The organism is Pseudomonas sp. NFACC39-1 (genome assembly GCF_900110355.1).
Classification (GTDB): Bacteria; Pseudomonadota; Gammaproteobacteria; order Pseudomonadales; family Pseudomonadaceae; genus Aquipseudomonas; species Aquipseudomonas tehranensis.
Genome location: NZ_FODL01000005.1, coordinates 274,940 through 295,644 on the forward strand (window position 1 = coordinate 274,940; position 20,705 = coordinate 295,644).

Sequence of the window (20,705 nt, forward strand, 5' to 3'; positions counted from 1 at the left end):
CGGCAGTGCCATTGCTGCACTCTCACTGTTCATTTTTGTACGGGGAAAAGCATGGACTGGAGTGATGTGCGGGTCTTTCTCGCGATTGCCCGCAGCGGGTCATTGGGCGCTGCCGCCAAGCTGTTGGGTGTAAGCCATCCGACCGTGGGGCGGCGCTTGCAGGTGCTTGAGCAGTCCAGTGGCCAGCCCATTTTTCTTCGTACCACCCAAGGTCTGGTACTGACCGACAGCGGCGAAAAGCTACTCAGCCTGGCGCAAGAAATGGAGCAAAGTGCATTGGCAATCGAAAGGCGCCTTGCGGGGGACAGCGCACAGCCCGAAGGCGTGTTGCGCATTTCTTGCGCTGACTGGTTCGCCTGTTATGTGCTCGCCCCGGTCCTGAACGAACTGGGACGACGTTATCCGCTGATCGTGCCCGAGGTCATCGCCGGGCATCGATTGTTTGACTTGGCTCGCCGCGACGCCGACATCGCGTTTCGAATCGTTCCTTTCACCGAACCCGATATTGTTCACCGCAAGCTGACTACCCTGAGCTATGGGTTGTATGCCGCCGTCGGATCTGCTGACCCCGAGTCACAGGGCGACGGGCTTGGTTTGATCACCATGAGTGTTGCCCAGTCTCATTATCCCGATGTGCGGTGGCTGCAGCAGCGTTACCCTCTGGCCCGTACCGTGTTCACCAGTAGCAGCCGCACAGTCCAGGCGCAAATGTGCGCGCAAGGGCAGGGCGTCGCCGTATTGCCCCGCGCCCTGGGTGACCAGTTAACGGCGCTGCGGCTGATTGATCCGCATGAACCGCCCCCGGGCCGCGACATATGGATGGGTTACCACCAGGACATGCGCCAGATGGACAGCCTTCGTGCTCTTGCCGACCTTGCTTCCATCATGGTCGGCAATCAGGCAGCCGGTTGACTCACTCTGCTGGGCGCAGGGTCGCTGTTTGCAGCTCTGCAGCAGGTTGGCGCGCCAGGGTAAGACTTAGTCCCGCGCCTACCGCCAGGCACGCCGCAATGCAGAGTATGGAGACGGTGAAGGCGTGGGTGATGGCAGCCGCGTCGGTATCCGTGCCCAGAAGGGTGTAGAAAATGCCGCCTATTATTGCGACGCTCAGTGATGTGCTGATTTGCAGGGTGGAGCTGGTAATGCCCGCAATCATGCCGGAGTACGCGGGCGCCACACGTCCTGTGATCATGCGCATCAATGTCGGAAGGGCCAATCCTTGTCCGAAACCGATCAGAAAGAGAATGACGGCAAGGGGCAGCGCCGCGGGACTGACGGTCATCGGCGTCTTTGCTACGAGCCAGGCCATTAGCACAAACCCCAGCACTTCCAGCCCCATTCCGAAGGGATTCACGTAATCTCCGAGACAACGCCGGAACTGATGGGTGGCGAGCGGTCCCAGCAGAAATCCCGCGCCGAAAGGAAGAAAAACCAGACCTGCACTGAGTGGGCTCGTATGCAGTGCTCCCTGTAAATAAATGGAAAACAGCAGGAAAAACACGCCGATCGCGTAAAAGGTCAGGGCGACGAGCAACGCCCGGCCCAGGCCAGGCGCGCGCAGTGCGGCAGGATTAAGCAACGGTGCGCCTTGCGCTTGATGCAAACGGGCTTCGTAGTGCCAGAACAGCCAGGCCAGCAGCGGCACCGCCGCCAGCGACAGCCAGGCCCACAAAGGCCAGCCCGCTTCACGCCCCTCGATCAGTGGAACGATCAGAGCCCCAAGCGTCACCATGGACAATAGCGTTCCGCCCAGATCCAGCTTGCTGGTCTGTTTCGCGCGGGTCTCCTTGACCACGGGAATGGCGATCAGAACGACCAGCAACGCAATCGGTAAATTCACCAGAAATATCGCCCGCCACCCTAAGTTCATCAGGTTGAGCGATATCAATATCCCGCCAAGTGCCTGGCCGATGACGGACGCCAGGCCAAAGACCGCGCCATAAAGGCTCAGTGCCAAGGGCTTTTCGGACTCGGGGAATATAGCCTGCACAGAGGCGAGTGCCTGGGGCGCCATGACCGCTGCCGTCACGCCTTGCAGCGAACGTCCGGCAATCAACACCCAGGGTGACTCGGAAACACCGCAGATCAGTGAGGCGACGGCAAAGCCAATGAGGCCAACGAAGAACATTCTCATGCGGCCAAAGATGTCTCCAAGCCGTCCGCCGGTGATCAGTGTCACGGCATAAAGCGCCGCATATGAAGAGATGATCAGCTGTTCGGCAGAGGAGGCTGTGCCCAGCGAATCCTGAATTGAGGGCAGCGCTACGTTGACGATGAAAAAATCCAGCGGTGGTAAAAACGCACCGACCAACAAGATGGCGAACATCAACCAGCGCCGCGGTTCCGGGGGGGCGATTTTTGTCTGAGGCATAAGATCTCCTTCCTGAAACCCTTCGGTTCCAGAATATTCTCGATTGCGGGTCATGCTCTGAATCAACTGGTTCCAATCTAAGCGATCAGGCCTTCGCTTACGCCTCACATAATTGAACGGCCAATGTTCATTTATGGCAGTGCCGCTCAGCGCCTGACTCCTCTCAAAATGGCCGCATTGTGGTTCCAGTCGATCCACACAACCGAGGCTGAGGAGTCAGATATGTCAGGTAAATTCGCTAATCAGGTTGCAGTCGTCACCGGCGCATCCACCGGGATCGGGTTTGCGATTGCGCAGGGTTTGATTGCCGAGGGAGCCAAGCGTGTTTACATCACTGGGCGTTCTGCAGCCACGCTGGAGGCGGCGGTGGCCAAGCTTGGCGATAGAGCGGTCGCGGTCATTTCCGATGTCGCCCGCCAGGCTGATCTCGATAAGCTCAAGGCAATAATCGAGGCCCGCAACGATCAGTTGAACTCTGTGTTCGCCAATGCGGGTATTTGTGAAAAAAATCCGCTGGGCGAGACCACCGAGGCGGCTTATTTCAACATGTTCGACATCAACGTGAAGGGCGTTTTTTTTACCGTCCAGACGTTGATGCCGTTGTTGAAAAATGGCGCTTCGATCGTGTTGACGGCATCTATCTGCTCAAGCAATGGCATGGAAGGACTGAGCCTCTACAACGCATCCAAGGCCGCGGTGAGGTCGTTCGCAAGGACTTGGGCCAACGAACTCAAGGGTCGCAAGATTCGAGCGAATGTCCTGAGCCCTGGCTTCACCCGCACGCCTCTGATGGATAACGGCTTGAAGATGAGCGAAAGCGACATTGTCGCGCTGCGTCAACATGTCGAGCAGATCACTCCGCTGGGGTATATGGCCCAGCCTGAAGAAATCGCCTCCTCAGCGCTGTTCCTTGCATCCGCCGATGCGAAATATGTCAACGGTGTGGAGCTGATGGTCGACGGCGGCCTGTCGCAGATCTGAGCACTTGCTCAACCGTAGTGCAGCCCTCGCAGAGGGTTGCTTTGTCGCTTTTGCGAAGCCTCAGCAGGAAACCTCCTCATGAACATTGAAGAATTGACCACCCGACTGGACGCCCTGGAAAGTCGCGCCGCCATCGAGTCGCTGATCAGCGCCTACGCCAATGCCTTCGACCGCATCGACGTGTCGCTCCTGAGCGGTATCTGGCACGAGGAATCGACACTGGATTTACCAGGTTTCGGCAATGCCCAAAGTCGTGATGAAATCCTCGCGATGGCGCAAAACAGCTGGCGCCAGATGCCACATATGCACCACTGGATGGCCAACCCGTTGATCGAAATCAAAGGTGACAGCGCGATGGGTACGGTGGCTGCGGATTGCCTGTTCCATGACATTGAAAAAGGCCCGGTTCAAGTCAGCGGGCTGTACTACGACAGGTTTGAACGTCGGGACGGAAAATGGGCGTTCCTGTCACGTCGTTTTGAACTGCACTTCCTGACACCGTTAAATGATTGGGTACCCATAGCCGGCGAAGAAACGTATGCGCCGATCGAGCATCAGAGCCTGAGCAAGCCCTCAGAACGTTGACCTGCTCGCATGACTTTCAGTGAGGGCAGCGAACGACAAGCGCTGCCCGTTGATATCGTTCAAGCTCCAGGGAATGACAGCGAAAAACGGATAATCCCAGGCTTTGGCTGTTCGACACGCACGTGACCTCCATGCAGTTGCATGATTGCCACAACGATGGCGAGGCCAAGGCCGTAGGAGTCGGAGTTCTGCTGGCGAGACGCATCGCCGCGGTAAAAACGGTCGAAGAGTTTGCCCAGGGTTTCGTCGCCCAGTACAGGACCTTGGTTCTCCACTTCAATCCGCGCACCGCTGTGGGAGTCCGTCACCCGCATCACAATCTCGGTGCCCTCGTAGGCGTAGCGAATCGCGTTCGCCACCAGGTTGCTCAAGGCTCTGCGCAGCAGCAATGGATCAGCGAGCACGTTGCCATCGCCTGTTATCTGGAAGCTCATTCGCCGCTCTTCAGCCAAGCCTTCAAAATATTCAGCAATGCGCTGAGATTCGTCATGCAACGATAGTTGTTGGCGCTCCACCATCGCTTGCGCTTCATCGGCGCGCGCAAGGAACAGAATGCTTTCGACGATGCGCGAGATCCGTTCGAGCTCTTCAAGGTTTGAAGCGATCAGTGCCTGATAGTCGTCCTCGCTGCGCCGCTGGCGAAGGGCGACCTGACAATGCCCCATAAGCGACCCCACCGGCGTGCGGATTTCATGGGCAAGGTCAGCGGAAAATTGCGTCAATCGCTGATAACCCTGGGCAAGGCGATCAAGCATTGCGTTATAGGCGTCACTCAGCTGTTGCAGTTCAACTGGCGTATCGGCGCTGTCCATGCGGCTGTGGAGACGCTCGGGTGTGATGGCTGCCGCATGGGCGGCCATTTCGCGCAACGGACGCAGCCCTCGGCGCAGTACCAGGTAGCCCAGCAAGGCTGTTGCCAGAAAGGCAAGGGCAACGGCCAGGTAGATACGTTCGCGATACGCCGCGAGCATAGCCATTTCCTTGCCCATGAGGTGTGCGGCTGTCAGTCGGACTTCACGTCCACCAGACGTCGTGACGACGGTAGCGGCGCGCAGCATCGTTCCCGAGTCGGTCACGCCGCTGCGCAGATCACTGACGCTCAGCTTTGTATTCTGGCCGATCACGGGCAGTTCAGGCAGCGTGACGTTGAGTGGATTTACCTGGATTACCGGTTGCTGCCCGGGTTCTTCAATGATGAAGATGTCGTCTTCGCTGTCGAGCATGTTCTTGAAAATCTGTGGGCTGTCGCGCAGCTTCTCGATGGCGAGCTCGTAGTGCAGCAGCTTGCGAAAGTGCTCCAGACGGCCCATGACCGCATGATCGCTGTATACCAATACCGAGGCTTTCATCGTCTGATACAGATAAACGCCCGCACCGGCCACGGCCAGCATCGCTACCATGGAAAACGCCACGGTCGATCGCAGTGTCAGAGAGGGTTGACGTCGGGACCGCATGGCCTCACCTCGCAGACATAGCCGATACCGCGAATGGTATGGATCAGCTTGATCGGATAGGGCTGGTCGACCTTGTTGCGCAGACGCTTGACCGCTACGTCCACCACGTTGGTATCGCTGTCGAAATTCATGTCCCAGACTTCCGAAGCGATCTGTGTCCTGGACAGCACATCGCCTGCGCGGCGCAGAAACAGATGCAGCAGGGCGAACTCCTTGTTGGTCAGCACAATCACCTGCTGTTGGCGTGTAACGCGGCGCCGCACCAGGTCCAGTTCCAGGTCTGCGAGGTGGAAATGGTCGGCTTCGCGCACTACACCGCGACGCAAAATGGTGCGTATGCGTAACAGCAGTTCGGTAAACGAAAAAGGTTTGACCAGGTAATCATCGGCGCCCAGTTCCAGGCCGCGAATGCGGTCATGCAACTGGTCGCGCGCGGTGAGGAACAGCACGGGTACGTCTTGTCTGGCGCGCAAGAGCTCAATGATCTGAAACCCGTCAATCCCGGGCAACATAACGTCCAGCACGATCAGGTCGTAGGTTGTATGCAGGGCCATGTGCAGGCCGTCGGCACCATGCTGGGTCCAGTCAACGTTGTAACCGGACTCGCCGAGCCCCTTTTTGAGGTACTCACCTGTTTTGGTGTCATCTTCGATCAGCAGGATATGCATCGTGAGGCGCGCTCGGGTCTCTTCATGACGGGATTCAGCCCGCGACATCGGTATCTCGGCTGTGCAGTGTAACGGGATGAGCGGGCGCAGTCGGTTACATTTCTGTCATTCATGGGCAGGGCTGACGAATGACAAAAATGTCATTCGGCGGTCATCGTGACGTCCCGGTCTGCGGTCGAGGATGGCGGCAAATCAACCCATGAGGAATCGTCGCCATGCAACTCAAACACGCCCTGTCTACCACGTTCGGTTTGTTGATGCTCAGTGCCGCCGTCATTGCCACCGCGGCCGACATGCCGGTCATCAAACCGCTGCGTGGCACGGTGGAAAGCGTCAGCAACAATACTCTGACATTCACTGTCCGCTCCGGCGCTAAGCAGACTATTGGACTGACTGACAAGACCGGTATCAACCGGGTATCGAAGGCCAATATCGACTCGATCAAATCCGACAGCTTCATTGGCTCGGCGGCCATTCCGCAGACCAACGGAACATTGAAGGCGCTGGAGGTCACGGTATTCGACGCCAGCCTCAAGGGCAGTGGCGAAGGTCATTACGGCTGGCAGAACGCGGATGGCAGCACAGGCACCATGACCAACGGTACCGTGGGGAAGCTGTCCAAAGCTGACGGTCGCACATTGACCGTCAACTACAAGGGCGGCGAGAAACAAATCGTCGTACCGGATGATGTGCCAATCGCCTACGTCGAGCCAGGCAAAGCCGATGAACTGGTCAAAGGTGCGAAAATTGTCGTGTTCCCGGCCGCAGATGGAACCACCGCGCGCGGCATTGCGGTTGGCAAGGATGGCTTCCAACCACCGATGTAATCACCTGAAAAGGCAGGAGCGCTGCCGTTTGGCAACGCTCCGCAACATGGATGGCTTCCAAGGGGAAACACGTGAGACAGAAAAAGCTTCATCCCTGGCCGGTTCGCCTCACCCACTGGATCAACGCCGCCTGCATGGTCTGCATGTTCATGAGCGGTTGGGCCATTTACAACGCCTCGCCGCTGTTCGGCTTCAGGTTTCCGGTGGTGGTGACCGTGGGCGGTTGGCTGGGTGGAGCGCTGGCCTGGCATTTCGCATTTATGTGGCTGCTGCTGATCAACGGTTCAATTTACATGCTGTATGGGTTCGCCAGTCGGCATTTCAAACGTGATTTGCTGCCCATCGGGCTCGCCGCGTTGAAGCATGATTTGACGGACGCTTTGCGCTTACGGCTGGTGCATGAAAAGGGCGTCTATAACGCAGTGCAGCGTCTGATGTACTGGATGGTGCTGGCGGCAGGCGCACTCGTCGTTATCTCGGGCGTGGCGATCTGGAAACCCATTCAACTTCAAGAGTTGGTCGCGCTACTGGGCGGCTATGACACTGCACGCTATGTACATTTCGGGGCGATGGCGATGATTGCTGCATTCGTCGTGATTCATCTTGCGTTGGTAATGCTGGTGCCCAGAACCCTGCTGCCAATGATTACAGGTGGTGTGCGGTCTTTGGAAACCGGGAAAAAAGGCCATGATTGAACGCCAAAAAAGAACTGTTCAGCGTATCAGGCTTGAACCTGCGCAACAGCTTGAGCTGGAGAATATCCAGCGCCGCCATTTCCTTCGGGCCGGTTTGACGGTAGGCGCGATGTCGATGCTGACCGGTTGCAACCTGCAGGACGGCGATCAGGTCGACAAGGTCCTTTGGGCCATGTCGCGCTGGAACGATCGGGTCCAGGCCTGGCTGTTCAGCGGACGGAAACTGGCCCCGACCTTCACAAGGACGCAGATCACCACGCCATTTCCGTTCAACGCATTCTATGGTCAGGACGACATCCCTGAGGTGGACTTGGCAAGTTACTCGCTCGCCGTCTCCGGCCGGGTCAGGGACAAGGCACCCTGGACACTCGAAAGCTTACGCAAACTGCCGCAACGTAGCGATATCACCCGTTTGATCTGTGTTGAAGGCTGGAGCGCCATCGGGCAATGGGGAGGCGTACCGCTCAAAACCTTCCTGGAACACATCGGCGCCGACACCACAGCGAAATTTGTCGGTTTCAAATGTGCTGATCGTTATTACTCCAGTCTGGACATGCCAACAGCCTTGCACCCACAAACACTGCTGGCACTGGATTACGCTGACGTCGCATTGCCGCCCGAGTACGGCTATCCCCTCAGGGTTCGAGTACCCACCAAGTTAGGCTTTAAAAACCCCAAGCATGTTGTCGAGATTGTCGTGAGCAACGACAACCCGGGCGGGTATTGGGAAGACCAGGGATATAACTGGTTCAGCGGGATCTGATGAGGCAGGTCGAGGTAGCGCAGTCCGTCCTGGTAGTGCATGGCAACGCCAGGAGTATCGGAGTGAGTGATGACATTAGCTAGGGTATGAGGTGCTCTTATGACCGGTATTTCTGCGCTACCGCCAGCTCCAACGGTGTTGCCGCCTTCAGAAAACAAAATGCGAGCTGCTACCAATGGAGCGGATTTCCGCTCCCACTTGCAGACCCAGTCCAGGTCACATGTGCAGCAGCCGGAGACAACAAGCGCACAGGCGTTATCAGACTCGACCACGAACTTGTCACGCCGACCGGAGATGGAAGCAATGCTTCAGATGTTGGCGTGGCGCAAGCATACGGACAGCGCTCCGAGCAGACCCGGTCGATCAGCGCCAGGTACGCGAGCCAGTGGCCTGGATATTGCGGACTTCAACTTCCTCGTTCGAGGCGTTTTGGCTAGCAGTGAGGTTACCCAGCAGGGCTGCCTGAATGAAGAGGGTAGGCCGCTCTACGTGAAGTCTTTTGATGACCGGACCACGTGTACTTCTGGTGGCGAAGAAAGCGAATTCCCCTCTGACGTTATCTGCGGAGGGGGGCTGAATGCATTCGCAATCGCAGTGGCTCTGTCCGCGATAACCCTCACCTGGATACCGATTGAGATTGTTCGAGCGCCGCTAAGATCACCCAATATTCGGATGTTGCGCCGTCGTAAGCCGTCTTCAGCCGAGAGCCATCTTTTCGACCCGTCAGATTCAGAGGAAAGGGGGGGAGAAACAGACGGTTCTCGATAGCTCTTTCGCCGCGGGCTAGGATTTCTACGGGGAATACCGGCCGGATTTGATTGATTAATGAGGAATGACCCGAGTGGACGCCGCTCTTGCACCTGGGTCAGCTTTCGTATCTGTTTATATTTTGGGTTCCACAACCATGACTGATCGTCAGGTCATCGTTCCAGATTGCATGAGATTGCTCTGCGAGCATGCTGGTTATGCACCAGCTGTAAAGGTAGGAAAAACGCTTTATTGCGCTGGTCAGGTAGGCCGGACGCCCGAATTATCAGTTATCGAAGACCCTGAGCAGCAGTTTTTGGCGGCATGGGAGAATCTCCGGCTCGTCTTGGAATCCGGTGGCTGCGAATTCGAAGATGTTGTCGAAATGACAACTTATCACGTCGATATGCACCGCCACATGCCAGTTTTTAGACGCGTGAAAGATAAAGTCTTTCCTAGGAGCACTTGTGCATGGACATGCATAGGTGTCGGTGAACTGGCTCGCCCCGGCCTTCTCGTGGAGATCAAATGCGTCGCCGTAGAGCGATAATTTTTCTGATAGCCACCGGAATATATAAATCCTAGATGGGTGTCCATCTATGCGGCAGTAAATCTGAAATTCCTCTCGCCCGCTGCGTCGGCAGACGCGTGAGAACCTCCTTGCATGGTGTTTGTGTTTGTGAACAGCCGCGGGTGAGTTTTGGAGGAGGGGGGCTGTTGGACCTCAGGCTGGGGGCATCCTTTTCAATCCATCCAAAGCATGCCCTCAAATATGCCCCCAATGTAGCAATCCACTGGAAGTGAATGGAACTCCATGGTTTGTGGAAAGGCAGAAATGATCAGCTAAACAGCCAGCCCGACAACGCCTAAAGACTCTCAGGGTCGCCAAAAAACATCTGAATCCGCGAACGCAACCAGCGCTCGCCCGGGTCGTTGTCCTGGGAGCCGCGCCAGGCCATGTGCAGCTCGAAGCTGCGCACCGGGATCGGCGGGTCTTCGGCGCGGACGCCGCCGGCGGCGGTCAGTGCGTCGGCGGTGTAGTCGGGCACGATGGCGATGATGTCAGTGCCCGCCAGCAGCGTGCTCAGGCCATTGAACTGCGGCACGGCCAATACCACGTGACGCTTGCGGTCCAGTTTCTCCAGCTCTTCATCGATGAAACCGCTCAGGTCCCCGGCGAAGGACACCAGCGCATGGGGCCGGGCGCAGAATTCGTCCAGATTCAGTCGTCCTGGGGCCGTGTCGGCCCGCAGCACTTTGGGCATGCTGCGCCGCAAGACTTTACGCTTGGCGTTGGCCGGCAGATCCTCGGTGTAGCTGACGCCGATGGAGATTTCACCGGACGCCAGCAAGCCTGGCATCAGAATGTAGTTGACCCTGCGCACGACCAGGACAATGCCCGGGGCTTCGGCCCGCAGGCGTTTGAGCAGCATCGGCAACAGCGCGAACTCGGCGTCGTCCGACAGGCCGATGCGGAACACCGAGGTGCTGGTGGCCGGGTCGAACTCCGCCGCGCGGCTGACCGCCGTGGAGATCGAATCCAGGGCTGGGGAGAGCAGGGCGAAGATTTCGACCGCCCGGGCCGACGGTTCCATGCTACGACCGGTGCGCACGAACAGCGGGTCATCAAACAGGTTGCGCAGGCGTGACAGCGCGGCACTGATGGCCGGCTGGCCGAGGAACAGCTTCTCGGCGGCTCGGGTCACACTGCGTTCATGCATCAATGTTTCGAACACGATCAACAGGTTCAGGTCGACACGACGCAGGTCATTACGATTCATCTGGGGTCCTGGCAGATTCAGCAAGCTTGACGTGAGCGGCCATATGAGAACAATGACCGGCATGAATCTTACGGGGAAAGGCTGGTACTCTGCACCGGCTAATTTGAATATTCCTACAGGACGGATCCGATTTCTTGCTGCGGAATCAATGACAGGCATGTCGACTATTAATAGCCACTGATGGTCTTGGGTACAAAGCCCGGATAGAGTTCATGGCATTAGAGGTTACTTTGACGAGGTTTGCGATGTCCCGCACGATCCGTTTTCACAAGTTTGGTGGTGCCGAGGTGCTCAAATGCGAAGAGCATGCGGCGGCTCTTCCTGCGCCAGGAGAAGTGCAGGTCCGTGTCGAAGCGATCGGCATCAGCTGGTATGACACCCTGTGGCGCCAGAATCTGGCGTCGTCCCAGGCGCGCCTGCCTTCGGGCCTTGGTCATGAAATGGCCGGGGTGGTGACGGCTGTTGGAGACGGTGTCGACGACTTGGCTGTAGGCGACAAAGTCGCCAGTTTCCCTGCCGAGAGCCCTAACGATTACCCGGTGTACGGTGAGATCATCGTGCTGCCGCGTACCGCGCTGACCCGTTATCCCGACGTGCTCACCCCGATCGAAGCCGCTGTGCACTACACGCCACTGCTGATCGCCTATTTCGCCTACGTGGACTTGGCACGGGTCAAACCGGGGCAGTTTGCCCTGGTCACTGATGCCAGTCATTGTGCCGGCCCATCCTTCGTGCAACTGGGCAAGGCCTTGGGTGTACGGGTGATCGCGGCCACCAAGACCGCTGATGAGCGTGAGTACCTGCTGTCGCTCGGCGCCGAAAAAGTCATCGTCACCGAAGAGCAGGACTTGCTGATGCAAATCAACAAGCTCACTGATAACCGTGGCGTCGATGTGGTGTTCGATGGCCTCGGCGGGCCGCAAATGTCGCTGCTCGGTGATGTGCTGGCGCCGCGGGGCAGCCTGGTGCTGTATGGCTTGCAAGGCGGCAACCAGACGCCGTTTCCGGCCTGTGCGGCGTTCCAGAAGAACATTCAGTTCTTTGTGCACTGTATCGGCAATTTTACCGGCAAGCCGGAACTGGGCATCATCCAGGACCAGGTGGCATTGCAGCGGGCGCTGCGTGATATCAATCAACTGACCGCCGATCGCGTGCTGTTGCCGCTCAAGACCCGGGTGTTTCCATTCTCCGAGTTTGTCGAAGCCCACCGTTATATGGGCGAATGCCCCTGCCGTGAACGCGTCGCCCTTCAGGTAGTCGATCCCGCCTGATTCCTCCTCCGCGCAAGAGTCAGCAAGGCGACTCTTGCGCCGCCGTCGGCCTGAACCTGCTTTTCTTCCTCTCTTCTGCCATTGCCGCTCCGTCCGGCAATGACGCCCTTGTGCGCGGCAACCATGCCCTTGCCTGGGCGGTCCAGTTCGCTCAACACCCGAAAAGTGTTTAATTCCCAGGGAACTGAACTGGTTTTTGCCCTCAATCTGTATCTTCTAATCGTTATTTAAGTCCTGATAATTGAACGCTGATTTCCATCTCAAGGAAGAAGTCGTGGCGCAGTACAAGTTTTTAGAAAATCGTCATCCTTCGGGCAAAGGTGCATCAAGCGTTAATTGTTTTAACGCTATCAATCGACTGCGGGGAAAACTGACTGGGGCAGGGGGGCAATTGAAGTTAGGCATGTTCTTTGTTTTTCGTACTCATTGTCTGAAGGACGCTGTCGGAAACTTCCTAGGACGCAACACTGAATCGCTGAAACCCAATGGCCCAGAGGCTTGCAGGCGCGTACCAAGGCGAAGCGGGCGAACTCCCCAGCTTATGTATCAAATAATTACGACAAGCAAAGCTTGAGCGTATTACCAATACTCTTTGCAGCACTAGAACAATTTTCCAGATCAACCCGTCGCTCGGTCACGCTATGCCAGTGCGACGCCGATATTTGAATTTCCAGGTATATGGCTATGAGTTCAATTCATGAGCAGGCAATGAATCACGTGTATCAACAGATATTGCAGCGACTGTCAGGTTTTTATTCCCGCGCGGAACGGACGGCGTTGCAGCTTTTGATCCAGCGTTTAATTGTCGCCGCCGGCGGCATCGACCGGATCGGCGACTATCGCGTGTTGACGGTCCAGAACGGCAGCCGGGACAGCTTTTATGTCCTGACCGCCTTGCGGGCCGCACAGTTGAGCATCGCAGGCAGGCATCCGGTGACCTTCGACTTGCGCGTCGCCACGCCACGCCTGAGCGAAACCACCCAGGCGACCCTGGAAAACATCCACCGCTGTTACAGCGCGCTGTTCGTCTACGACGACCCCCGGGTGGAACTGCTGATGGCGGATAACCGCGAGGTGGTGCCGTTCAATCACAAGCAGCCGTTGTCGGCGGTCGGGCATGAGGCCAATCGCATGGACACGTTGGTTCTGGGCCACCTTCGCTCGGTCGACAGTCCCCTGGAGGTAGGCGATCACGGCTACCTGGCGATGGCGGAGTTCTATCGGCATATGGCTCGCTGGGAGCGTGGCGTGGACTCGTTAGTCAGCAGTGATACGCCGCGCGAGCAAAAACAGTTCATGTCGGGCCTTCGGCGTGCTGCCCGCAAGGTCGGCCTGGCGACTGACCCATCCAGCGGTTTCGACAGTCTCTTCGCGCAACTCGATTCCTTGGGCGCAAATCCCTACCTGGGCTTCTATGGTCAGGACTACGGGGACGCATGGAGACCCGAGGGGCATTTCGAGGCGTGTCGGCGCGTGAGTCACATTGGTATCGACGACCTGATCGTCGACAGTTCGCAAGAAACCAACTGGCCACTGTTCAGTGAATTCCTTCGGGTGCGGACCGATGAGCTGGTCGCATCGGCGCCGGAAAACGAATACCTGAGCCCACTGCTGTCAGCCCACCTGCATGGCCTGCAGGCCTGCTATCTACAGGGGCGCAGCTATGAAGCCGGCTATGGCGACTATGTACAACGGGCGATCATGATCATGCATCGCAAGCAGTTGCCCGAGCACGTCTGCGAGCAGGCACGAATGCTGTTTGGCCCACCCACCGCTATCCCCGAGCGGCGCGCCCAGGCTGCCAGCGACGCGCACAAGACCCTGGGGCTCAATGAAACGCAACTGGTGTGTATGTTGTTCGCTCCCTTCGTGGAGCAAGGCGCTGGCCTTGAGCACTTCCTGCGCTGCTGTCATCCCGGCATGCTGGTGGCGCTGCCGGATCTGCACAAGGCCATGCAGGGCGCGGCCATCGCCGATCAGGTGGCGCAATGGATGGTCGACGTCAGCGGCCTGTCCATCGACATGCTCGGCAAGCTGTATCGGGCCAGTATCACGCCGCCGGAGCAGGAACAGGCATCGGGAATGGATGCGCAGCAGCCTGTCGATGACGTCGACATTGAAGAAGCCGGGCAGGGCGACGATGCCATGCGCGAACGTGCGGCACGGCATTGAGGGGCAGGATTTGACGGATTCATTCGCCACGTCGCCTGGCCCAACCCCATGAAAGGTTGCCGGGAAACAGACTTCGCGTATCAGGCGGTTTATCGTTACCTCACCACCCTGATCAACGAACTGGGCGCCGACGCCCGAGTGCGTTTGCCGTCATTACGGCAACTGGCCGAGCGCCTGAACGTGTCGATCTCTACCATCCAGTACGCTTATTCGTTGCTGGAGAAGGAAGGGCGGGTCTATTCGGTCGCCAAATCCGGTTATTACGCATTGCCAGTACCCTGCGTCGCGACACTGGGCGGCGGTGATGATCTGCTCGAGACCCTGTATGTCAATGCACGGCGACCGGGAATGCTGGTACTCAGCGCTGACGAGCCTGCGTCGATGCAACCGCTGGACAGCCCGCTGTTGTTACTGGAGCGTGAGCTGCTGCGTCAGTATCCGCGCTCCTCACAGATGCCCTCGCAGCCTTGGGGCGAGCTGGAACTGCGCACCGCGCTGGCGGCTCGCTATACGTCTTCGCCGGCCCGATGCTGGAACGCCGACGATGTTTATATCGGCGCTGATCTGCGCGGCGTATTGGAGATTCTGATCGCTGTGCTGGCGCTCAAGGGCGCCACGGTGCTGATCGAGTCCCCCTGCGACTGGACGGTTCTGCGCTTGCTGCAGGCGGCCGATATCGACGTGATCGAGCTGCCACTGCTGGCGGATGGGGAGATCAATGTCGAGCAACTGGAACAATTGCTGACGAGTAAAGCGGTACGCCTGGTCATCCTGTCCTCGGTCCTGAATATGCCCAGGGGCACGCTCGTTCCTGAAAACAACCGTCGCGCCGTAGCGCGCTTGCTGGAGCTGCACGGCACATGGGTGCTGGAGAACGACAGCTATACAGACCTGGCGTTCGAAGCCGGGGTTACGCCTTTTCGAGACTTGCTCGACCCGGACCGGCTGATCGTCTATTCCACTTTCGAAAAAACCATCGGCCCCGAGGCCCCCTACGGCTATGTGTTGTCGCGACAGCTGACGCTGGAGCTGCAGCGACATTTCCTGCTGCGCGCGTTTCGTCTGTCACCGATTCGCCAGAAGGCCATCGCACGTTTGTACAGCAACGGACGGATCGATCAGCACTTGCTGGTGCTGCGACGATTGTTGCGTGAGGGTGCGCTATCGACAACGCAAATGCTGCGCGAGCGGCTAGGGGACAGCCTGCAATGGCTGGAGCCCCAAGGGGGCGCAACGATCTGGACCCGATCTTCGCGGCACGTCGATCTGCGACGGGTCTTCCAGCGGCTGCTGGCGCAGCGAATCGTCATTGCGCCGGGGGAGCTGTTCAGTTTGCAAGGGTTGTATGCACAACATCTGCGCCTGACCCACGCCTTGAGCGGTTCACGCGATCTGGATACTGCACTCTGTGCGCTGGCCGATGCCTTGAGACTTGAGCAATCGTAACGGAGGGCGATGGATCGAACCCATCGCGCCACGGTCGAACTGTCAGTAAACTGCATCCATTTTATCGAGCCACTCCATTCAGAGGTTTTGCATGACAGTCAGTCCATTTGCGGGCAAGCCGGCACCGGCAGAGTTGTTGATCGATATCCCGCGACTGGTGACGGCCTATTACACCGGCCGACCCGACGCCTCGGTGTCGACCCAGCGTGTGGCTTTCGGCACTTCCGGGCACCGTGGCAGTTCCTTCGACCTGGGGTTCAACGAATGGCATGTGCTGGCTATCAGCCAAGCGATCTGCCTGTACCGTGAAGCCCAGGGCATCAACGGCCCCTTGTTCCTGGGGATCGATACCCATGCGCTGTCCACCCCGGCAGGCGCCAGCGCGCTGGAGGTGTTCGCTGCCAACGGGGTCACCGTGATGATTGCCGAGGCCGATGAATACACGCCCACGCCGGCGATTTCCCACGCCATTCTTTGCTACAACCGCGGCCGCACCACCGGTCTGGCGGACGGCATCGTCATCACCCCGTCCCACAATCCGCCACAGAGTGGTGGCTACAAATACAACCCCACCAACGGCGGCCCGGCCGATACCCACATCACCAAATGGATCGAAGCCAAGGCCAACGAGCTGCTGGCAAGCCAGTTGACCGGCGTCAAGCGCGTCAGCTATGAGCAGGCCCTGAAGGCCGACACCACTCACCGTCACGACTACGTCAACACCTACGTGGCGGATCTGATCAATGTCATCGACTTCGATGCCATTCGCGCTGCCGGCTTGCGCCTGGGCGTGGACCCGCTGGGCGGAGCAGGAGTGCGCTACTGGCCCGCCATTGCCGAGCATTACCGCCTGGATCTGGACGTGGTCAACACTCAGGTGGATTCCACCTTCCGCTTCATGACCGTCGACTGGGACGGGCAGATCCGCATGGACCCGTCCTCCAGCCATGCCATGCAAGGGTTGATTGGCCTCAAAGAGCGTTTCGATGTGGCCTTCGCCTGCGACCCGGACCATGATCGCCATGGCATCGTGACGCCGTCCGGCGGTTTGCTGGCGCCGAACAACTATCTGGCGGTGTCCATCGACTACCTGTTCCAGAACCGTCCGCAGTGGCGTGCCGATGCCGCCGTGGGCAAGACGGTGGTCAGCAGCGGTCTGATCGATCGCGTGGCCAAGCGCCTGGGTCGACGCCTGTATGAAGTGCCGGTAGGCTTCAAGTGGTTTGCCGACGGCTTGTTCGACGGTTCCTTGGGCTTTGGTGGCGAAGAAAGCGCCGGCGCCTCGTTCCTGCGCAAGGACGGCGGTGTGTGGAGTACTGACAAGGACGGCCTGATCCCGGCGTTGCTGGCAGCCGAAATGACCGCACGCACCGGTCGCGACCCAAGCCAGGCCTACCGCGCCCTGACGGATGAACTGGGTGAGCCGTTCTCCGTGCGCGTCGATGCCAAGGCCAGCCCGCAACAGAAGGCGCTGCTGAGCAAGCTGGCACCGGACCAGGTCGCATCCACCGAATTGGCCGGGGAGACCATCCAGAGCATCCTCAGCCATGCACCGGGCAATGACCAGGCCATCGGCGGCCTGAAAGTCATGACTGAAAACGGCTGGTTCGCCGCGCGACCATCAGGCACTGAGGACATCTACAAGATTTACGCCGAAAGCTTCATCAGTGATGAGCACCTCAAGCAATTGGTGGTCGAGGCGCAGGCGTTGGTCGACAGCGCCATTTCCGGACAGTGATTCAACCCCATCGCGAGCAGGCTCGCTCCCCACATTGGCTTTGCGGTGCACCCCGGCCTCTGTGGGAGCGAGCCAGCTCGCGATGACGGTGGGTCGGGCGACACTGATGGCGATGTGCGACACCACTTTCACTTCATCGCCTAAATCCATGACTTACAAGCTTTTGAGTGGAATCCGCTGGCAAATACAGACACCATAGCCGCCATGGTTCTGAACACCGGAGTCCCTCAGCGTGTCGCAACACACTCCCGATCTTCCCCCCGAACTTCTGCCCCTGGCGCAGATGTCTTTACTCAAGCGCCTGGCCGCGCGGTTTTTGGGGCATGGCCTGACGCGACTTCGAGCCCAGCATCGGGCTTCCTGGCTGCACGGCCAGGCCGACGGCTTTCGCAGCGGGTATAGCGCCGGTTTTGACTACGGCCATAAGGAAGGCAAGGCCGAAGGGTTGGAAGAAGGCCGTCAGGTCCTGTTGATTCGGGATTCCCGAAGCACTGAACACCCGGCACCGAAAGTCGATGATCTGTTGTTCGATGACTGGCGCCTGCCGTTGACCGCCGAACTCAAGAAACGCATCAAGGCCGATGTTGCCCGATTGCTTCCTGCTCACGCCCAGCCGAGCGCCGCGCAGTGGAAGATGATCCTGAGCGATACGCCGTCTACCTCGGTCGTTGCCGGCGCAGGCGCCGGGAAGTCCACGACCCTGGTGCTACGTATTGTGCTGCTGTCCCATTACCTGGGTTTTGAGTTGGATTCGATGACCGTGGTGACCTTCACGCGGGAGTCGCGCAAGGATTTCATTCACAAACTCATTGAGGTTTTCGCCCTCTGGGGGCGGACAATCAGCCTCAAGGAAGCTCGCGACCTGGTGCGAACCTTCCATTCACGCATCTTGCCCATGGTGCGCAGCCTGCCCGGGTTCGAGCGGCTCCAGGCGTTTGAAACCCTGAGCCACCGCACCGAATCGCCGGATGATGACGCCCAAGGCAATCCCTTTGAATTGCGCATCAACGATGCTCAGCGCCAACAGCTCAATGCCTGCTATCACGGTCTTTATCAGCGCGACGAGCGTTTTCGCGAACTGATCAAGCCGATGTCCCGCCATGCCTTGCAGCTCAAGGAGCTGGAATGCGACCACCCTGATGTGCAGAAACGTGTAGCCGTGACCGAGCTGGCCGCCCAGCGCGATGAAGAGCTGTGCGATGCGATCGAAGACCTGTGGTTTCGCGCCGGTGCCTGGCCGATCAAGGGCATCGTGCCAAAGCGTCAGGCATTCCAGATCAATGGCGCGACCTTTCATTGTCACGGCTATGTTCCGACTCTGGACGCCTGGGTGATGCTGGGTTTCGATCCGCGGGAAGACGCCCGACTCAGCCGGCCGGGCGCCAAGCTGAGTATCCGTGCGGAGTGGGCGGTCAAGCGCACCCTGTTTCAAGCTTTCTGCTCTAAGCCATTGATATGGCTTGATAGTTATGAGGCGTCAAAGCGTGTATTGAGCGTGTTGGCCGGCGATGCCAGCGCAGGCCCAGGGTTCGATTACAAAGTGAAAGGCGAACTGGGTTCGGCACCGTTGCTGGATTGTTTCGTCGCGGCCGCCGGCTTTATCGAGAACCTGGGCCTGGACGTCCCGGACGCCGTGGGCCGGATGTGTTTTGCCCAGGATGACCCGGATCGTTATTTCTTTGAGGCTCTGAGTCGCTACTGGCGGGCATTTGAAGATCATTTGCTGGATCAGTCGCCGCCCGTCATGACTTATAACCGAATGTTCGCGCTGTTCAGTGAGCATTCCCCCGAGAACTTCAAGCTGTTGAGCGATGCGATACTGCGTCCTCTGTCGCACTTGATGATCGACGAGTTTCAAGATGTCTCGCCGCAGATCGTCTCCTGGCTTCGCGCCAGCCTGCGGGAAGTGCGCAGCCGCGGTCCCGCCATGCATGTGGGACGGGGCGCCCAACGTTCCTCCTTGCTGTGCGTGGGCGATGATTGGCAGTCGATTTACGGCTGGCGCGGCAGCTCCCCGAGTTATTTCATGGCGTTCAACAAACAGTTTCCTTCACCGGCAAACACCCGGGTCATGCTCACCGACAACTACCGTAGCCATCAGCACATCATTGACGCCGCCGAACACGTCGTGCGCGCGGCTGCGGCGATTCCCGGCAAAAAGGCCAAGGCCAGTGGCGTGCCTAGAACCTTGAGCCCGGTCAATGTGCTGGACAGAGACGACGAAGGCCTGGCGAAGCGGCTGGACGAACACTACCGCAAAGGCGATTCAATCTTGATGCTCTATCGAAAAAGCAGCGATAAACTATTGATTGAAAAGCATATTCAACCAACAGTTAATGTGGATTCTAGCTTGCCGTACCCGGCGCGACGCCTCCGACAGATGACTTACCACAGCGCCAAGGGACTTCAGGCCGATGCGGTGTTTTTGCTCGGTGACTGCCAGCACTCAACCAGTTCCCCCTACAAGAATCAGGTCTACCGAATGGCCGGGCTTGGCCAGGAGGGCGATGCCGAGCCGTACGACACGGCACAGAAAGACGAGATTCTGCGTCTGGCCTATGTCGGCATTACCCGGGCGGTGCAGCACTGCTATTGGTATGTCGATGGGCAGGACACACAGGTCAACAAGGCGCCCAAGGCGTCGGATCGGATAGGGACCGGCAAGCCGTTCTTTGCCGATCATCGCCGCGCCCGCAGCTGAGAACCTCGAGGCACGAACAAAACCGTCAGCCACAAAGAAGCCCACTACTGTGGGCTTCTTTTTTTCAGGAGGCAAATCGTCGCAAGCCAACCGGTGGCACGAAGGCTTCCAACTCGGCTTCCACCGCTTCGATTATTCGCTCCACGTCAGGGGCGTTCATCACTGTCGCGCAGGGAATGCCCGCAATCGCGATCATAGTCTCGCCGCTGGCACGGTCAAACAGCCGGGCGACCATACTGCCCGGTGCGTCCATGCTGGCCTCGAATCCCATGGGATGAAAGTGCCAGCGCATCAACTGGCAGGCGTTGGGAAACGTAACCTTGCTGAAAGATCCTCTATTCATCTGTTGCCCACCTTCTTCATCAAGCGCTTCCGTTTGCTCATATCAGGAAGGAAGAGCCATCATGGCTCTACCAGTGAGAACTAAAAATAGCACCTGAAAATGAATGTCATGTGGCTTTTTTCAGGCCGTTTGGCGATTGGTTCACTTTTTTTGATTTGCATC

Annotated in this window: 17 protein-coding genes; 12 read left to right on the forward strand and 5 right to left on the reverse strand. The window is 58.3% G+C overall.

Going from position 1 to position 20,705, the window contains the following annotated elements:
• Positions 1-51: 51 nt before the first annotated feature.
• Complete coding sequence (locus tag BMY45_RS13135) at positions 52-912, forward strand: LysR family transcriptional regulator (RefSeq protein ID WP_092398179.1); 861 nt, start codon at positions 52-54, stop codon at positions 910-912.
• A gap of 1 nt (position 913) precedes the next feature.
• Here the strand turns inward: BMY45_RS13135 and BMY45_RS13140 are convergent, their stop codons facing one another.
• Entirely contained in the window at positions 914-2,371 is a 1,458-nt protein-coding gene (locus BMY45_RS13140; protein ID WP_092398181.1) for an MFS transporter, read from the reverse strand.
• Between the two features lie 123 nt (positions 2,372-2,494).
• Here BMY45_RS13140 and BMY45_RS13145 point away from each other — a divergent pair, with 123 nt between their 5' ends.
• Together BMY45_RS13145 and BMY45_RS13150 are read left to right on the forward strand one after the other, a co-directional pair.
• Positions 2,495-3,352: an SDR family oxidoreductase gene (locus BMY45_RS13145; RefSeq protein WP_256573648.1), complete on the forward strand. Its 858-nt coding sequence runs from the start codon at positions 2,495-2,497 to the stop codon at positions 3,350-3,352.
• 78 nt (positions 3,353-3,430) lie between these two features.
• On the forward strand, positions 3,431-3,937 hold the full coding sequence (locus BMY45_RS13150; RefSeq protein ID WP_092398183.1) for a nuclear transport factor 2 family protein: 507 nt from the start codon (positions 3,431-3,433) through the stop codon (positions 3,935-3,937).
• Positions 3,938-3,996: 59 nt separating this feature from the next.
• Here BMY45_RS13150 and BMY45_RS13155 read toward each other — a convergent pair whose 3' ends face one another.
• Positions 3,997-5,391, reverse strand: a complete 1,395-nt coding sequence (locus BMY45_RS13155) for a heavy metal sensor histidine kinase (protein ID WP_092398185.1) — start codon at positions 5,389-5,391, stop codon at positions 3,997-3,999.
• Complete coding sequence (locus BMY45_RS13160) at positions 5,364-6,059, reverse strand: heavy metal response regulator transcription factor (RefSeq protein WP_092398187.1); 696 nt, start codon at positions 6,057-6,059, stop codon at positions 5,364-5,366. Before BMY45_RS13160 ends, BMY45_RS13155 begins: the two co-directional genes overlap by 28 nt.
• Positions 6,060-6,274: 215 nt before the next feature.
• Here BMY45_RS13160 and BMY45_RS13165 point away from each other — a divergent pair, with 215 nt between their 5' ends.
• From BMY45_RS13165 to BMY45_RS13180, 4 genes are all read left to right on the forward strand, one after another.
• Positions 6,275-6,886, forward strand: coding sequence for a hypothetical protein (locus BMY45_RS13165; protein WP_092398189.1), 612 nt, complete (start codon positions 6,275-6,277; stop codon positions 6,884-6,886).
• Between the two features lie 50 nt (positions 6,887-6,936).
• Positions 6,937-7,581 carry a cytochrome b/b6 domain-containing protein gene (locus tag BMY45_RS13170; RefSeq protein ID WP_371913924.1) on the forward strand — a complete coding sequence of 215 codons (645 nt, stop codon included), beginning with the start codon at positions 6,937-6,939 and terminating at the stop codon, positions 7,579-7,581.
• Positions 7,574-8,344 carry a molybdopterin-dependent oxidoreductase gene (locus BMY45_RS13175; protein WP_092398191.1) on the forward strand — a complete coding sequence of 257 codons (771 nt, stop codon included), beginning with the start codon at positions 7,574-7,576 and terminating at the stop codon, positions 8,342-8,344. Before BMY45_RS13170 ends, BMY45_RS13175 begins: the two co-directional genes overlap by 8 nt.
• A gap of 904 nt (positions 8,345-9,248) precedes the next feature.
• Positions 9,249-9,641, forward strand: a complete 393-nt coding sequence (locus BMY45_RS13180) for a RidA family protein (RefSeq protein ID WP_092398594.1) — start codon at positions 9,249-9,251, stop codon at positions 9,639-9,641.
• Positions 9,642-9,957: 316 nt separating this feature from the next.
• Here BMY45_RS13180 and BMY45_RS13190 read toward each other — a convergent pair whose 3' ends face one another.
• Positions 9,958-10,872 (reverse strand): LysR family transcriptional regulator, encoded by a 915-nt coding sequence (locus BMY45_RS13190; RefSeq protein WP_047226434.1) that lies wholly within the window; start codon positions 10,870-10,872, stop codon positions 9,958-9,960.
• Between the two features lie 245 nt (positions 10,873-11,117).
• On the opposite strand from BMY45_RS13190, the gene BMY45_RS13195 reads away from it, so the two are divergent.
• The 5 genes from BMY45_RS13195 to BMY45_RS13215 all read left to right on the forward strand — a co-directional run bounded on the left by BMY45_RS13195 (position 11,118) and on the right by BMY45_RS13215 (position 20,200).
• On the forward strand, positions 11,118-12,143 hold the full coding sequence (locus tag BMY45_RS13195) for a zinc-dependent alcohol dehydrogenase family protein (RefSeq protein ID WP_047226435.1): 1,026 nt from the start codon (positions 11,118-11,120) through the stop codon (positions 12,141-12,143).
• Between the two features lie 684 nt (positions 12,144-12,827).
• Positions 12,828-14,315 (forward strand): hypothetical protein, encoded by a 1,488-nt coding sequence (locus BMY45_RS13200; protein WP_092398195.1) that lies wholly within the window; start codon positions 12,828-12,830, stop codon positions 14,313-14,315.
• 48 nt (positions 14,316-14,363) lie between these two features.
• Positions 14,364-15,761 (forward strand): aminotransferase-like domain-containing protein, encoded by a 1,398-nt coding sequence (locus BMY45_RS13205; RefSeq protein ID WP_092398197.1) that lies wholly within the window; start codon positions 14,364-14,366, stop codon positions 15,759-15,761.
• Positions 15,762-15,852: 91 nt separating this feature from the next.
• Entirely contained in the window at positions 15,853-17,499 is a 1,647-nt protein-coding gene (gene pgm, locus BMY45_RS13210) for a phosphoglucomutase (alpha-D-glucose-1,6-bisphosphate-dependent) (RefSeq protein WP_092398199.1), read from the forward strand.
• A gap of 232 nt (positions 17,500-17,731) precedes the next feature.
• Positions 17,732-20,200 (forward strand): UvrD-helicase domain-containing protein, encoded by a 2,469-nt coding sequence (locus BMY45_RS13215; protein WP_092398201.1) that lies wholly within the window; start codon positions 17,732-17,734, stop codon positions 20,198-20,200.
• Between the two features lie 64 nt (positions 20,201-20,264).
• On the opposite strand, the gene BMY45_RS13220 is transcribed toward BMY45_RS13215, so the two are convergent.
• On the reverse strand, positions 20,265-20,543 hold the full coding sequence (locus BMY45_RS13220) for a DUF1652 domain-containing protein (RefSeq protein WP_047226440.1): 279 nt from the start codon (positions 20,541-20,543) through the stop codon (positions 20,265-20,267).
• Positions 20,544-20,705: the final 162 nt, after the last annotated feature.

Excerpts from the sequence above, each read along its gene's own strand:
- pgm (WP_092398199.1), top strand. The coding sequence starts at position 15,853 with ATGACAGTCAGTCCATTTGCGGGCAAGCCGGCACCGGCAGAGTTGTTG.
- BMY45_RS13135 (WP_092398179.1), top strand. The coding sequence starts at position 52 with ATGGACTGGAGTGATGTGCGGGTCTTTCTCGCGATTGCCCGCAGCGGG.
- BMY45_RS13160 (WP_092398187.1), bottom strand. The coding sequence starts at position 6,059 with ATGCATATCCTGCTGATCGAAGATGACACCAAAACAGGTGAGTACCTC.
- BMY45_RS13170 (WP_371913924.1), top strand. The coding sequence starts at position 6,937 with ATGGCTTCCAAGGGGAAACACGTGAGACAGAAAAAGCTTCATCCCTGG.
- BMY45_RS13205 (WP_092398197.1), top strand. The coding sequence starts at position 14,364 with ATGAAAGGTTGCCGGGAAACAGACTTCGCGTATCAGGCGGTTTATCGT.
- BMY45_RS13165 (WP_092398189.1), top strand. The coding sequence starts at position 6,275 with ATGCAACTCAAACACGCCCTGTCTACCACGTTCGGTTTGTTGATGCTC.
- BMY45_RS13200 (WP_092398195.1), top strand. The coding sequence starts at position 12,828 with ATGAGTTCAATTCATGAGCAGGCAATGAATCACGTGTATCAACAGATA.
- BMY45_RS13150 (WP_092398183.1), top strand. The coding sequence starts at position 3,431 with ATGAACATTGAAGAATTGACCACCCGACTGGACGCCCTGGAAAGTCGC.
- BMY45_RS13180 (WP_092398594.1), top strand. The coding sequence starts at position 9,249 with ATGACTGATCGTCAGGTCATCGTTCCAGATTGCATGAGATTGCTCTGC.
- BMY45_RS13145 (WP_256573648.1), top strand. The coding sequence starts at position 2,495 with ATGTTCATTTATGGCAGTGCCGCTCAGCGCCTGACTCCTCTCAAAATG.
- BMY45_RS13220 (WP_047226440.1), bottom strand. The coding sequence starts at position 20,543 with ATGAATAGAGGATCTTTCAGCAAGGTTACGTTTCCCAACGCCTGCCAG.
- BMY45_RS13175 (WP_092398191.1), top strand. The coding sequence starts at position 7,574 with ATGATTGAACGCCAAAAAAGAACTGTTCAGCGTATCAGGCTTGAACCT.
- BMY45_RS13140 (WP_092398181.1), bottom strand. The coding sequence starts at position 2,371 with ATGCCTCAGACAAAAATCGCCCCCCCGGAACCGCGGCGCTGGTTGATG.
- BMY45_RS13155 (WP_092398185.1), bottom strand. The coding sequence starts at position 5,391 with ATGCGGTCCCGACGTCAACCCTCTCTGACACTGCGATCGACCGTGGCG.
- BMY45_RS13190 (WP_047226434.1), bottom strand. The coding sequence starts at position 10,872 with ATGAATCGTAATGACCTGCGTCGTGTCGACCTGAACCTGTTGATCGTG.
- BMY45_RS13195 (WP_047226435.1), top strand. The coding sequence starts at position 11,118 with ATGTCCCGCACGATCCGTTTTCACAAGTTTGGTGGTGCCGAGGTGCTC.